Genomic DNA, 13,307 nt, shown 5'->3' with positions numbered 1-13,307 from the left:
CTTATGAATGTCATTTTTATGTAATATTTCTTTGCAAAATCGCAACACTATGTGAATAGATGGGTAGAAAAGGAGTAGTGACATGGATAATACAAAGGTGCGTGTTGAAAACGTAACAAAAGTATTCGGGAAACATCCGCAAAGAGCCCTTTCTTTATTAAAAGAGGGGAAAAGCAAATCGGAAATTTTAAAAGAGACAGGAATGAACGTTGGTGTAAAAAAAGCAACGTTTGAGGTATACTCTGGAGAAATTTTCGTTATTATGGGTTTGTCTGGTAGCGGGAAATCTACGCTAGTTCGTATGTTAAATCAATTGATTAAACCAACTGCAGGTCATATATACATAGATGGTGAAGACATCGCAACGATGGGAAAAGAAGAGTTACGGAGAGTAAGAAGAACGAAAATGAGTATGGTATTTCAGAAGTTCGCTCTATTTCCGCATCGTACGGTTATACAAAATGTTGCATATGGTTTAGAAATACAAGGGGTTTCGGTAGAAGAGCGAGAGAAAAAAGCGTTAGAATCGCTACAGTTAGTAGGACTCGATCATCATAAAGATAATTATCCAAGTCAACTTAGTGGTGGTATGCAGCAGCGCGTTGGAATCGCAAGAGCACTAACGAATAATCCAGATGTATTACTAATGGACGAGTCATTCAGTGCATTAGATCCACTTATTCGAAAAGAAATGCAAGATGAATTGTTAGAGTTACAAGATAAAATGGAAAAAACGATTATATTTATTACACATGATTTAGATGAAGCGCTTCGAATTGGGGATCGTATCGCATTAATGAAAGATGGAGAAATTGTCCAAATTGGAACGCCAGAAGAAATTATGATGAGCCCCGCTAATGAATTCGTAGAAAAGTTTGTTGCGGATGTGAATTTAGGAAAAGTAATTACAGCGGAATCTATATTAAAACGACCAGAAACTTTATTAATTGATCGTGGACCACGTGTAGCCCTTCAAATTATGAGGAATGCAGGTGTTTCAACTGTATATGTTGTCAATAAAAAGTATGAGTTTTTAGGTATATTAACCGCGGATGATGCGAGTAAAGCAGTTCAAAAACAATGGCCGATTGCTGATTTATTACTTAATGATATTCCGCATGTGTATTTAGATACTTTACTGGAAGAGACATATGCAAAAATGGCGGAGATGAAATATCCGTTACCAGTAATCGATGAGAAGAAAAGGCTAAGAGGAATTATTAAACGTGAAAGTGTCATTCAAGCTCTTGCAGGAAACATTGAGGAAGAGGTGAAAGACGATGAATAATATACCACGTATTCCTTTAGGAGAATGGGTCGACTCATTTGTTGCAAGTTTATATGAGCACCTTGAAGGCATATTCCGAGGGTTCTCTTATATTATCGGCGGATTCGTTGATTTACTCACTAATTTTTTAACAATAATACCGGCCATATTGATGATTATTATCCTTTGTTTCCTCATTTGGTACACAACGAGAAAAGTATCATTAATTATTTTTACACTAATCGGCTTATTGTTTATTTTAAATATTAACTACTGGGCACAAACGATGCAAACATTAGCACTCGTACTTACGTCTGTTATTATTTCAATTATTGTCGGAATTCCAATTGGAATATTAGCATCTCAAAATGAACGTTTTTCAAAATTTTTAAAACCAACATTAGATTTTATGCAAACAATGCCGGCATTCGTATACCTCATTCCAGCGATTACATTTTTCGGAGTTGGTGTAGTACCTGGAATTATTGCATCGGTAATCTTTGCAATGCCACCTACAATTCGTTTTACTGACTTAGGAATTAGACAAGTTCCAGAAGATTTAATTGAAGCAGCGAATGCATTTGGATCCACAGCATCACAAAAACTATTTAAAGTACAATTACCACTTGCAACCGGAACGATTATGGCTGGTGTGAACCAAAGCATTATGCTTTCGTTATCAATGGTTGTAACAGCGTCACTTGTAGGAGCTCCTGGGCTTGGAGTTGATGTATATCGCTCGGTAACACAAGTTAATATCGGAATGGGATTTGAAGCTGGATTAGCTATCGTAGTAATCGCAATTATATTAGACCGAATTACACAAGGGTTCCATACGAAAAGAAAATAATGACCAAAAAACACACTTTTATAATACAAAGTGTGTTTTTTATTGCATCCAGTTTACTTACGAACGATAACAAAACCTCCAGCTGGTGCACAAACTTGATTTTGCTGTTGTTCCATGGATTTAATTAATTGATTATTTTCTTCGATTAATGAGATTAATTTAGCTAACTGACTTTCAAGGCTAGCGATGCGCTGCATCATATATTGTGAATCATGATGCAATGTAGTCCTTACAGGATGGGGGAATAAACATACTGTTGATTTATATTTGGATTCCAATGAGGATGCATTTGAATCTTTCCTCCTTCAATAAATTACGGATCTTTCTTATAGTAAATGCCTATATATATTTAATGGTTACTTGAAATTTTTTCATTATAAAAGGAGTATGTACAGAAAATGGAAAATATTACATGTGAAGTCAAAGTGCATTTTTTGAAAAGATTCAAGCGAGATAGTGCGTATATTAATACATTTAAGTGAGTGCATGTTGTTTAGGGAGAAATGATGGGAGGAGATGCAATTTTGGCTAAAAATAAAAAAAGAAATGATGCTTTGGCAATAGGTGTCGGTATAGGGGTTGTAATCGGTGTATTTCAAGGGCACTTTACAAATAATTTAGTAATCGGAATTGTGATTGGGATTATAATTGGGATTGCGTTTTTGAAGAAATAATGAGGTGTAAATTCATTTCAAAATTGCAGTATCAAAAGAATGAATATTCGGAATATTAAACCTGTTTTTCCTTTTTTTGTGATATTATATATGAAAAGGATGGTGATGGATATGTCAACAAACAATCAAGTAGAACAAAACTGCTTCATTTGCGAAAAACATAAAGGAAATATTATAGTTCCAGGTGGAGCTATTTACGAAGATGAACTCGTTTACGTTGGACATGTCTACTGGGATAGTGAAGAATCATACCTAGGTTATGTAATGATAGATATAAAAAGACATGTACCTGGCCTCGCTGAACTAACAGATGAAGAAGCGAAAGCGTTCGGACTTATAACAAGTAGAGTAAGTAAAGCGCTAAAAGAAAGCGAAGGTGCAGAGCATATTTACACTTTTGTTTCAGGAAATGGTGTACCACATATGCATATTATTCCGCGTTATCCGAATACACCAAAAGAGTTTTGGTCACCAACCGAGATAGCGAAATGGACTGATGCACCATATGGTGACGAAGAGAAAATAAAAAAACTATGCGAAAGAATACGTAAGTATATGGTAAATGAGTATGCATACAACAAATAATACACATTATTCATGGATTGGAAATACAGAAATGTGCTTAGGAAAAATTTCAGTTAAGCAATATGGTGATATTGTACTTGGTAAATATGGCGGGAATATAAGTGCTGGAGCTAAAAAGAATGAAGATGGTGCATTAGTTTGGTCAAATGGAGAATGGGAATTTGCAGCTATATTAGATGGACATAATAGTGCAGAAAGTGTTGATTTAGTAGTAAATACAATCGAAAAAGAATATGAAAATATAAAAGTAATTTTGAATGAACCAATTAATACAGTGTTCCAATCTGTTGAAAATCATATACTGACAATTTTTCAGTCATCTTCATTTAAGGAAAAGTGCAAAAAAATTAAAGGTGAAACAGCTTGCTTACTATGTGTAAGGAAAGAAAATTATATATGGTGGCTTTCTATTGGTGATTGTTTAGTGTATGTATTTCATGAAGAGTTACATAAGCTAGGACAATATGCATTAAATCAACGTCATTTTTACGAATGGATTGGAAATGTAAACACATTTGATTTACCTGTTCCTTGCTATTCATCAGGTATTCGTGAATTACGTACTGGAAAGAACCAAATTGTAATGGTGACAGATGGAGTATTAGAATGCGGGGAACGCCGATATGAAACACCATTAAATCTATATAATAATATGAACAGAAATAATAAAAAGCTTGAAGAAAGTGTTCATCATGTATTAGAGCACGTTCATCATCAATTCGGACGTGATAGTGCGACTATAATTAGTTGGGACGTTGAAAATAAAGAGAATGCCACGTATCCTAGTGATCAACCTGATAAAAGGTAAAGGAGGAGGCCTTTCTGTTTCTTTTGAAACTAATTGTCTTATTGTTATGGATTATAATTTTAATTTTTTTAGAAAAAATCGTGAGGAAGAAGTTAAATATACCGAGACAAACAGGATGGAATAGTAAATATGTCAGCCAATCACATAAATGGGGACAATGGATTATCATTATTTCTTATGTAGTACTTATGATGATAGGTTCAATGTGGAATCCAATATACATGACTTATATACCAATTTTCTTTTTTATGACGTTGTACATTTTTCAAGGATATATGCAGTGGAAATATGATAGGAAAGCAAAAGAATATATTATTTCGTTTGGAATTGTTCCGTTATTAATAATTACAGGTATTATTTTGAATACATTCTATAATACGTATTGGTGATGAATGGTCATACAAATAAAGGGTGAGAAAATGATAAGACCACGTTTACGGGCTGAAGTAATGATTTTAAATGAAGATCATTCTAAAGTACTTGTACAATGCGATGAAAATGAATCATTTTATCGTTTTCCAGGTGGCTCTATTGAATTTGGTGAAACGTCAAAAGAAGCAATAATTCGAGAGTTAATAGAAGAATACGATTTGAAAGTTGATGTTCAAGAGTTAGCAATTGTAAATGAACACATTTTTGAGTGGGACAACGAAAAAGGTCATCATTGTACATGGATACATTGGGGGACTGTTGAAAAAATCATTACAAATGAAATAAGGCATAAAGAGCATGAGGATATTATATTAATTTGGAAAAGTCTAGAGGAATTACAGGAGAAGCCGACATATCCTGAAGGAATTATAAGTTATTTAGAAGAGGATAACCGTAATATAGTCCAATTTATTTCAAATAATTAAATGAAATAATAGGAGGAGTGAAAATGGGAGCTTCTACTTTTTGGATTATAACTATTGTTTTTTGTATAGCTGTCTATTTTCTCGATAAGTTTTTAAGAAAAAAATTGAATATGCCCAAGGGTGGTTTTTGGGGATATAAGAAACATGTAAATAGTCTACATAAAAAATTGGAAATAGGACTACTTTTTATTTATTTAATAACTAGCTTTATATTTATCTTTAAATTTGAAAGTGTTAATATTGCTTATGTCATTTTTACTTATTTAGGTGGGACGTTAATTTTAAGAGCATTGATGGAATGGAAGTATGATAAAGAATCGAAAGAATATATATTTTCGGTAATTGGGGTATTTACGTTTATTTTTATGACTTCGATACTATTTTACTTCTTTCCACCTGCTATATAATAAAAAAATTGATAGTATAAATAACGAGATGACTAACGAATAAGAAACCATTTACTTAGGAATAAATGGTTTCTTATTCTGTGTATGAAATTCTGTCTTCTTCATTCAATCATTTATTTTAGCTAGTATGAATGTAATGAAATTTGTTTTATCCTCTGCATACTTATGTTTATCAGTAGGATTAGCTTGTGAAAGTTGAATTTTTAATTGTTCATACTGTATACGAGATGTTTTATTGTCTATTAAGTAATCTCGAAATTGTAATTGTTCTATTAAATATTTATTTCCTTGTTCATACATATGAATTTGATGAGTTCGTGGCTTTCCTTTATTAAAATAGTATCGTTCAGGCAGTACATCTTTTCTATATTTATAGTTTAGTAGTTCTAACTTTTTGATACACTTTAAACCATCTTTATAATCTACTAGTTCAATTGCAATATCAATAATAGGTTTTGCACTTAAATGTGGAATAGAAGTACTACCAATATGGTGTATCGCCAAAATATGTTCGCCAATTTGTTCCTCAATGATTTGTTTCTCTTTCATAAACTCAATTTCCCATTCTTCAGTCCACGGCACTAAAAACACTTTCCCATACGGTAAACCTAACATTTAATTAGCACCTCTTTCAAAAAGTTTATTACATTTTCTTAAAGCTTCTCAAAACAAGGTGTTCCCACAATCTCCAAGGAAGAATCTTCTTCATAAAGATCATAAATTTTACACCTTTACCGATTGGATATCGTAAATTTGTACGCTTAGATTCAGCAATTTCTACAATTTTATTAGCAACATCTATCGGATTATCAAATGTATCACTACCGCTATTAATATGTTTTTGTATTTTATCCATATATTCTTTGTAAGGAGATGTTGTATCAGATTGGTTTTCAGCTAGTTGTTTACCAACCGCCCATATATTTGTGTTGTAAGAACCAGGTTCAATTAAAGCGACGTCTATTCCGAAAAGTTTTACTTCTAACCGAAGCGATTCACTCCAGCCTTCTAATGCATATTTTGAAGATACATAAGGAGATAAACCAGGGAATCCAATTTGGCCGCTAATGCTGCTTATATTAATGATTTTTCCGCTTCTTTGTTCTCTCATATATGGTAAAACAAGCTGAGTGATTGATATAGCTCCAAAAAGGTTTGTTTCAAATTGCTTTCGATATTCGTCTACTGGGATTTCTTCTACAAAGCCCCCATTTGCATATCCTGCATTATTTATAAGGAGATCTATTCTATTAATTTCTTTTAAAAACAATTGGAAACTATGTATAGAATTTTGATCTGTTACATCTAATTGTTGAACTTTTATATTTTGCTGTAAGTTGAGTTTAGTAACTTGAGATAGTAAGGTTCCTTGTTTTTCTAGGTTTCGCATTGTAGCGATGACTAAATAGTCTTTTTTCGCAAGTTCAAGCGATGTTAATAGGCCGAATCCACTTGAAGCCCCAGTAATAATTGCAATTTTTTTATTCATTGTTGGCTCGCTTTCTTTTTCTTTTATCATAACGAGATATAAAGGTAAAAGCTATTTATTGTATAAAGATATTTGTTATAATTGAAAATGATTATCAATTAATTTAATTTGTATATAAAAGGGGTGTGGATTTCATGGAGACTAACAGTTTTCATGATATTTTTAATAAATATTTTCATGGGTTACAAGTTGTAGAAGAAAGATATATGTATGTGCCAAAAACAATCGGTAAGGGTGAAGTGCGAAGGTGGAGCTCGTTTTCTGGAATGGAAATAGTGCTATCAAATTATCAGTTTCATAAAAAACATCGTATTCAATTTGCATCGGATGCAGCAATGGTGGAACTTAATTTTTGTTTACAAGGATCCGGGGAAGTACAAGTTGGTCACTCTACAAATAAATTAATGGCTGGAAATAGCTATTTATATTTTATGAATGACTTTGAAGTTCTATTTGAATATGAAAAAGAAACGCCACTATATTCATTAGCAATTGGAATTCCTGTACAGTTGTTTAATCATTTTATGCTAAATTGTGCTATTGAAAAAAGTCATGATTTTCATACTATAATAGGAAATCAATCTTTTAAAAAGTTTCAAACCCCTATTGATGCCCTAACATCTAATCTTATTAAGAGAATGTTAGAGAATCCCCAAAAGGATCGTATTAATCAACTCGAAATAGAAAGTAAAGCGCTCGAATTGCTTTCTATATACTTTGGGAAAGTATTACTTAATGATCGTGACGCAAATAAAAGGAGTCAATTATCCAAAAAGGATTTGAATAAAATAAAACAAGCTGAAGAAATTTTACTTCAAAGAATGGAGTCACCCCCATCATTATTAGAATTGGCTAAAATAGTAGGATTAAATGATTATAAATTAAAAATTGGTTTTAAAGAATTATTTGGCACGTCCACATTTTCCTATTTAAGAGAACAGCGAATGGAAAGAGCAATGCTTTTATTGCGTTCGGGAACTAGTAATGTGACCGAAACGGCAGTTGCTGTTGGATACAATAATATTAGTCATTTTTCAGAGTCATTTAAAAAGAAATATGGAATGAAACCTTCTGAAATTTTGCGTATGTATTAAAAATCCGTTATACCGTAAACTCCTCCGCCATTTGGTAGTTGTGTTTTGTCATAATCATTATAATTACAATCAACATCCAATTGGAAATAACTTTTTATGGAGGAATTTAAATGAAAGAGCGGAATGAAAGTCATTTTTGGATATTTGTATTAATAGGAATCTTTCTTATTATAACAACAACTGGTTTCGCCCGTATGGCATATGGAATTATACTGCCATTTATGCAGGAAGGACTTCATTTGTCTACGGCTCAATCAGGTATGCTAGGAACTATACTTTTTTTAGGTTATTTATTAACTGTAGGAACATCTGGAATATTTACTATCCGTTTTGGCGCAAAATCCGTTTTATTAATAGGCAGTTGGCTGGTCGTGATAAGCTTAATGGGATTAGCGTTTGTTTCTTCATTTTGGATAGTTGCTTTTTGTATGCTATGTGCTGGAGCTGGTAGTGCTCTTGTATATACACCACTCATGTCCATAACGGTAGGGTGGTTTCCAAACAAAAGAGGAACTGTAATGGGGCTGTTATTAAGCGGTGCAGGTATAGGTATGCTATTTAGTGGAATAATTGTTCCTTATGTCGTGCGCACCTTTCCTGAGTATAGTTGGCGTGGTGCATGGTTTTTGTTTGGCGTTATTGCATGTATCGTTGTATTCGCCGCTTCAGTTGTTTTGAAAAATCCAGAAGTTACTGAAGATGAGAGGAAAAGGAGTAATAAATCGCTTTTATGGAAAACGAAAGAACTATATATCATTGCATGGATGTATTTTATTGTTGGTGTTGTATATTTAATTCCAAATTTATATCAAACTAGTTTTATGATTGATAGTGGTATTTCAGCATCAATTTCGGGAACTGTTTATGCGATTGCTGGTATTTGTTCAATAGCAGGAGCACCTGGCTGGGGATTTATTTCGGATCGGATTGGTATAAAGAAGAGTTTATGTATTGCGCTTTTATTAGCTGTTATAGGAGATATGGTTCCAATTATATTTGGAAATATAACTGGTTTTATCGTATCGGCAATGATTTGGGGTTCTAGCCTCGGAGGTATACTTTTATTAATTCAAGTTGCAGCTTCCAAGCAAGTATCTCCGAAATATGTATCAATGGCAATTAGTTTTATTTCTGTTTTCTATGCAGTTGGTCAAATGATTGGACCAGGACTTGCGGGCTTGATTATTGGAGAAAGTGGTTATACAGCAGCTTATGGATTAGGTGCTTTTGGTTTTTTTATGTGCATATGTTTGGAATTGCGTTTAAAAAGAGGAAATCTTACAAACTCAGCGTATTTAGAGAAGTGAGTCTTGTCATGAAATGAATCTTTTTAACAGGAGGGAGAAAAATGGTCCATGTGAAAGATGTATTAGCAGATCAGCTATTAGCGAATGCAAATGATCCTAGTTGGTATATGCCATTTTCCGATGCAGTTAAGGATTTATCTGAGAGGGAAGCTTGCTGGAAACCGAATGAAGAGAGTAATAGTATAGCTGAAATCGTACAACATTTACTGTATTGGAACTCTACGTGGCAAACTAGGTATAAAGAATCAAATGTGAATGCAGTACCCGCTATAGGAGATAATAACAAAAGTTTTATGCTTTCAGATAATCAAACTTTCGATGAATTACGGGAAAAACTACTAGAAAAACTGTTACAATGGCAAAATCTCATCAATGAAGAAAAGGTTGAAAGTGATGTAGTGGGATTTCCTGTTTCTGCAAAGTGGTGGGAAGTGTTAGCGAATGTAACAACTCATAATGCATATCATATTGGGCAAATTATTTACATCCGAAAATTACAGCAGAGCTTTGATAATGAATAAGATAATAGTTCTCAAATTAGGTGAACAAAAGTGGACAAAACGAGACATCTGTCTCATTTTGTCCACTTTTTTATTATGAAAGAAAAGAGAAAACCTATTAAATCAAGGATTAGAATTTGGCATAGTACTTGCAATATAACAGACGAACAAGAAAATAGGAGGGCTGAACATGTTAAAAACAACTGAAAGTAAAGGGAATGAAATTACGAAAGAACAAGCTCGTTGGATGTACAAAAAAATGTTAGAGATTCGTAAATTTGAAGATAAGGTGCATGAATTGTTCGCGCAAGGCGTTCTGCCAGGTTTCGTTCATTTATACGCAGGTGAAGAAGCGGTAGCAGTTGGTGTATGTGCCCACTTAACGGATAGTGACAGTATTACAAGTACACATAGGGGTCATGGACATTGTATCGCAAAAGGTTGTGATTTAAATGGTATGATGGCTGAGCTTTTCGGGAAAGCGACAGGGTTATGTAAAGGCAAAGGTGGTTCCATGCATATTGCCGATTTAGATAAAGGAATGCTTGGTGCAAATGGCATTGTAGGTGGCGGTTTCCCACTTGCTTGCGGTTCAGCATTAACAGCTAAATATAAAGGAACAAAGGATGTAAGTGTTTGCTTCTTCGGTGACGGAGCAAATAATGAAGGGACATTTCATGAAGGGGTTAATTTAGCGGCGATTTGGAAGTTACCGGTTATTTTTATCGCAGAAAATAATGGTTATGGTGAAGCAACTACATTTGAATATGCTTCAAGTTGTGATTCTATTGCCGATCGTGCAAAAGCTTATAATATTCCAGGTGTTCAAGTAGATGGAAAAGATCTTCTCGCTGTATATAAAGCTGCTGCAGAAGCAGTGGAACGTGCGCGTAATGGCGATGGTCCAACAATTATTGAATGTATGACATATCGTAATTATGGTCATTTCGAAGGTGAAGCGCAAACATATAAAACAACAGAAGAAAAAGAAGAACATTTAAATGAAAAAGATGCAATTGTGAATTTCCGTAAGCATTTAATTCATGAAGGTTTATTAACGGAATCTGAACTTGTTGATATGGAAAAAGCAGTAGATGATGCAGTACAAAGATCCATTGAATTTAGTGAAAATAGTCCATACCCAGAGGATGAAGAATTATTAAAAGATGTATACGTTTCTTACAAATAAGAGGAGGGTGAAAAATTATGACTAGAACAGTAAGTATGTCAACTGCAATTAATGAAGCGATGAAAATCTCAATGCGTCGTGATGAAAATGTAATTTTAATAGGTGAAGACGTTGCAGGTGGTGCACAAGTTGATCACCTGCAAGATGATGAAGCATGGGGCGGTGTACTCGGTGTTACAAAAGGACTTGTACAAGAATTTGGCCGAAATCGTATTTTAGATACACCAATTTCTGAAGCGGGTTATATGGGAGCGGCGATGGCAGCTGCGGCAACAGGATTACGTCCGATTGCTGAATTAATGTTTAATGATTTCATCGGCAGTTGTCTTGATCAAGTATTAAACCAAGGTGCAAAATTCCGCTATATGTTCGGTGGTAAAGCGAAAGTACCAGTTACAGTACGTACGATGCATGGTGCTGGTTTTAGCGCAGCAGCTCAGCATTCGCAAAGTTTATATGCATTATTTACGAGCATTCCAGGTATTAAAGTTGTCGTTCCTTCCACTCCATATGACGCAAAAGGCTTATTGTTAGCGGCAATTGAAGATGATGACCCAGTAATCTTCTTTGAAGATAAAACACTTTACAATATGAAAGGTGAAGTGCCAGAAGGATACTATACAATTCCATTAGGAAAAGCAGATATTAAACGGGAAGGTTCTGATGTAACAATTGTCGCAATCGGAAAGCAAGTTCATACAGCGCTTGCAGCTGCAAAGCAATTATCGAAAAAGGGGCTTGAAGTAGAAGTAATTGATCCACGATCTTTATCACCGCTTGATGAAGATACTATTTTATCATCTGTTGAAAAAACAAATCGTCTTATCGTCATTGACGAAGCGAATCCTAGATGTAGTATTGCAACAGATATTGCGGCAATTGTAGCGGATAAAGGTTTTGATTTGTTAGATGCACCTATTAAACGAATTACAGCACCACATACACCTGTTCCATTCTCACCGACACTTGAAAAGTTGTATTTGCCAACGCCAGAAAAAGTAATTGAAACTGTATCAGAAATGATCGGAGACCAATCTTTATTACATGTGTAATAAAACGATGAGAAGGGAGAGAGACACATGGCTGTAGAAGTTGTAATGCCGAAGTTAGGTATGGCGATGAAAGAAGGTATTATTACGAGCTGGAATATTAAAGCAGGCGATAATGTAGCAAAAGGAGAACTGATCGCTAGTATTAATTCAGAAAAAATTGAAACGGAAATTGAAGCGCCAGCTGATGGTACGGTACTTGATATAGCTGTAAGTGAAGATGAAGGAGTGCCGCCTGGTACTGTAATTTGCTACATCGGTAAACCGAATGAAAAAGTAGAGATGAAGGAAAGTACACCTGCTATAGAAGAAAAAACATCTAATATAGAAGCGCAAAATGTACAACATCCAGAACCTTATGCGAAAGAAATGGCGAAGCAACGAATCAAAATTTCACCTGTAGCGAAGAAAATTGCAAAGTCTGAAAATCTGGATATCAAGGTGGTAGTTGGTACAGGTCCTGGGGGAAGGATTACAAAGGCAGATGTATTAAAAGCACTTGAGGTAAGAGAAAACGTTCCAGAAGTATCCGAACGAGAAGAAGATAACGCGGTTCCTGTTACTGGTATGCGTAAAGCAATCGCAAATCGTATGCACGCAAGCTTACAAAATAGCGCACAATTAACGTTAACGATGAAAGTAGATGTAACAGATTTAGTTGCTTTACATAAAGAAATAGCAGAAGTTGTACAAAAAAGATATGATAACAAACTAACCATTACGGATTTCGTCTCTCGTGCTGTTGTATTAGCACTTGGAGAGCATAAAGAAATGAATAGCGCTTATATAGATGATGCAATTCATCAATTTGAACATGTTCATTTAGGCATGGCAGTCGCATTAGAAAAAGGATTAGTCGTTCCAGCTATTCGCTTTGCAAATAATTTATCTTTAGTAGAGTTGTCTAAAGAGATTAAGAATGTGGCACAAAAGGCACGAGCAGGTAGCTTAAGTAGTGATGATATGCACGGAACGACATTTACAATTAGTAATTTAGGTAACTTTGGTATTGAATATTTTACACCGGTATTAAATACACCTGAAACTGGTATTTTAGGTGTAGGTGCAATTGAACATGTTCCTGTATATAAAGGGAAAAAATTTAAAAAAGGTAGTATGCTACCTTTAAGTTTAACATTTGATCATCGTGTATTAGATGGTGCACCAGCAGCTGCATTTTTACGCACAATTAAACATTATTTAGAAGAACCTATAACAATTCTTTTATAAA

16 protein-coding genes and 1 pseudogene are annotated in these 13,307 nt (G+C 34.3%); 14 read left to right on the top strand and 3 right to left on the bottom strand.

The window, feature by feature from the left end; all coding sequences use genetic code 11:
* Positions 1-82: 82 nt before the first annotated feature.
* Complete coding sequence (locus MHI26_RS14100; RefSeq protein ID WP_000370608.1) at positions 83-1,288, top strand: quaternary amine ABC transporter ATP-binding protein; 1,206 nt, start codon at positions 83-85, stop codon at positions 1,286-1,288.
* A complete protein-coding gene (locus tag MHI26_RS14095; protein WP_001059837.1) occupies positions 1,281-2,117 on the top strand; it encodes an ABC transporter permease in 837 nt (278 codons plus the stop codon). Before MHI26_RS14100 ends, MHI26_RS14095 begins: the two co-directional genes overlap by 8 nt.
* A 53-nt stretch (positions 2,118-2,170) precedes the next feature.
* Here MHI26_RS14095 and MHI26_RS14090 read toward each other — a convergent pair.
* A pseudogene (locus tag MHI26_RS14090) lies at positions 2,171-2,406 on the bottom strand (hypothetical protein).
* 217 nt (positions 2,407-2,623) lie between these two features.
* Between MHI26_RS14090 and MHI26_RS14085 the strand changes: the two are divergent.
* From MHI26_RS14085 to MHI26_RS14060, 6 genes are all read left to right on the top strand, one after another.
* Entirely contained in the window at positions 2,624-2,791 is a 168-nt protein-coding gene (locus MHI26_RS14085) for a hypothetical protein (RefSeq protein ID WP_000508401.1), read from the top strand.
* Between the two features lie 90 nt (positions 2,792-2,881).
* Entirely contained in the window at positions 2,882-3,376 is a 495-nt protein-coding gene (locus MHI26_RS14080; protein WP_141529795.1) for an HIT family protein, read from the top strand.
* A complete protein-coding gene (locus MHI26_RS14075) occupies positions 3,360-4,184 on the top strand; it encodes a PP2C family serine/threonine-protein phosphatase (RefSeq protein ID WP_000557594.1) in 825 nt (274 codons plus the stop codon). Before MHI26_RS14080 ends, MHI26_RS14075 begins: the two co-directional genes overlap by 17 nt.
* A 23-nt stretch (positions 4,185-4,207) precedes the next feature.
* Positions 4,208-4,573, top strand: a complete 366-nt coding sequence (locus tag MHI26_RS14070) for a DUF4181 domain-containing protein (RefSeq protein WP_042972512.1) — start codon at positions 4,208-4,210, stop codon at positions 4,571-4,573.
* Positions 4,574-4,603: 30 nt separating this feature from the next.
* Positions 4,604-5,041 carry an NUDIX domain-containing protein gene (locus tag MHI26_RS14065; RefSeq protein ID WP_061666088.1) on the top strand — a complete coding sequence of 146 codons (438 nt, stop codon included), beginning with the start codon at positions 4,604-4,606 and terminating at the stop codon, positions 5,039-5,041.
* Positions 5,042-5,064: 23 nt separating this feature from the next.
* Positions 5,065-5,448 (top strand): DUF4181 domain-containing protein, encoded by a 384-nt coding sequence (locus tag MHI26_RS14060; RefSeq protein WP_061666089.1) that lies wholly within the window; start codon positions 5,065-5,067, stop codon positions 5,446-5,448.
* A 105-nt stretch (positions 5,449-5,553) separates the two neighbouring features.
* On the opposite strand, the gene MHI26_RS14055 is transcribed toward MHI26_RS14060, so the two are convergent.
* Both MHI26_RS14055 and MHI26_RS14050 read right to left on the bottom strand, forming a co-directional pair.
* On the bottom strand, positions 5,554-6,063 hold the full coding sequence (locus MHI26_RS14055; RefSeq protein ID WP_000901206.1) for a GrpB family protein: 510 nt from the start codon (positions 6,061-6,063) through the stop codon (positions 5,554-5,556).
* 28 nt (positions 6,064-6,091) lie between these two features.
* Positions 6,092-6,937 carry an oxidoreductase gene (locus MHI26_RS14050; protein ID WP_061666090.1) on the bottom strand — a complete coding sequence of 282 codons (846 nt, stop codon included), beginning with the start codon at positions 6,935-6,937 and terminating at the stop codon, positions 6,092-6,094.
* 134 nt (positions 6,938-7,071) lie between these two features.
* Between MHI26_RS14050 and MHI26_RS14045 the strand changes: the two genes are divergently transcribed.
* From MHI26_RS14045 to MHI26_RS14020, 6 genes are all read left to right on the top strand, one after another.
* A complete protein-coding gene (locus MHI26_RS14045; protein ID WP_061666091.1) occupies positions 7,072-8,031 on the top strand; it encodes a helix-turn-helix transcriptional regulator in 960 nt (319 codons plus the stop codon).
* Positions 8,032-8,141: 110 nt separating this feature from the next.
* On the top strand, positions 8,142-9,338 hold the full coding sequence (locus MHI26_RS14040) for an MFS transporter (protein WP_000664569.1): 1,197 nt from the start codon (positions 8,142-8,144) through the stop codon (positions 9,336-9,338).
* 41 nt (positions 9,339-9,379) lie between these two features.
* Positions 9,380-9,859 (top strand): DinB family protein, encoded by a 480-nt coding sequence (locus MHI26_RS14035; protein ID WP_000233788.1) that lies wholly within the window; start codon positions 9,380-9,382, stop codon positions 9,857-9,859.
* 169 nt (positions 9,860-10,028) lie between these two features.
* Positions 10,029-11,027 (top strand): acetoin:2,6-dichlorophenolindophenol oxidoreductase subunit alpha, encoded by a 999-nt coding sequence (gene acoA / locus MHI26_RS14030; protein ID WP_000921298.1) that lies wholly within the window; start codon positions 10,029-10,031, stop codon positions 11,025-11,027.
* 17 nt (positions 11,028-11,044) lie between these two features.
* Positions 11,045-12,079: an acetoin:2,6-dichlorophenolindophenol oxidoreductase subunit beta gene (gene acoB, locus MHI26_RS14025; RefSeq protein WP_000198900.1), complete on the top strand. Its 1,035-nt coding sequence runs from the start codon at positions 11,045-11,047 to the stop codon at positions 12,077-12,079.
* Between the two features lie 27 nt (positions 12,080-12,106).
* Positions 12,107-13,306, top strand: a complete 1,200-nt coding sequence (locus MHI26_RS14020; RefSeq protein WP_061666092.1) for a dihydrolipoamide acetyltransferase family protein — start codon at positions 12,107-12,109, stop codon at positions 13,304-13,306.
* Position 13,307: the final 1 nt, after the last annotated feature.

This window comes from Bacillus sp. FSL K6-1218 (assembly GCF_038006445.1).
In the GTDB taxonomy this organism is placed as follows: domain Bacteria; phylum Bacillota; class Bacilli; order Bacillales; family Bacillaceae_G; genus Bacillus_A; species Bacillus_A thuringiensis_S.
Note: the sequence above shows the minus strand (reverse complement) of the source record. Positions and strands in the feature narration are given on the sequence as shown.

Bases quoted from the DNA above. Each gene is read 5' to 3' on its own strand.
- MHI26_RS14100 (WP_000370608.1), top strand. From the start codon at position 83: ATGGATAATACAAAGGTGCGTGTTGAAAACGTAACAAAAGTATTCGGG.
- MHI26_RS14095 (WP_001059837.1), top strand. From the start codon at position 1,281: ATGAATAATATACCACGTATTCCTTTAGGAGAATGGGTCGACTCATTT.
- MHI26_RS14085 (WP_000508401.1), top strand. From the start codon at position 2,624: ATGGGAGGAGATGCAATTTTGGCTAAAAATAAAAAAAGAAATGATGCT.
- MHI26_RS14080 (WP_141529795.1), top strand. From the start codon at position 2,882: ATGAAAAGGATGGTGATGGATATGTCAACAAACAATCAAGTAGAACAA.
- MHI26_RS14075 (WP_000557594.1), top strand. From the start codon at position 3,360: ATGCATACAACAAATAATACACATTATTCATGGATTGGAAATACAGAA.
- MHI26_RS14065 (WP_061666088.1), top strand. From the start codon at position 4,604: ATGATAAGACCACGTTTACGGGCTGAAGTAATGATTTTAAATGAAGAT.
- MHI26_RS14060 (WP_061666089.1), top strand. From the start codon at position 5,065: ATGGGAGCTTCTACTTTTTGGATTATAACTATTGTTTTTTGTATAGCT.
- MHI26_RS14055 (WP_000901206.1), bottom strand. From the start codon at position 6,063: ATGTTAGGTTTACCGTATGGGAAAGTGTTTTTAGTGCCGTGGACTGAA.
- MHI26_RS14050 (WP_061666090.1), bottom strand. From the start codon at position 6,937: ATGAATAAAAAAATTGCAATTATTACTGGGGCTTCAAGTGGATTCGGC.
- MHI26_RS14045 (WP_061666091.1), top strand. From the start codon at position 7,072: ATGGAGACTAACAGTTTTCATGATATTTTTAATAAATATTTTCATGGG.
- MHI26_RS14040 (WP_000664569.1), top strand. From the start codon at position 8,142: ATGAAAGAGCGGAATGAAAGTCATTTTTGGATATTTGTATTAATAGGA.
- MHI26_RS14035 (WP_000233788.1), top strand. From the start codon at position 9,380: ATGGTCCATGTGAAAGATGTATTAGCAGATCAGCTATTAGCGAATGCA.
- acoA (WP_000921298.1), top strand. From the start codon at position 10,029: ATGTTAAAAACAACTGAAAGTAAAGGGAATGAAATTACGAAAGAACAA.
- acoB (WP_000198900.1), top strand. From the start codon at position 11,045: ATGACTAGAACAGTAAGTATGTCAACTGCAATTAATGAAGCGATGAAA.
- MHI26_RS14020 (WP_061666092.1), top strand. From the start codon at position 12,107: ATGGCTGTAGAAGTTGTAATGCCGAAGTTAGGTATGGCGATGAAAGAA.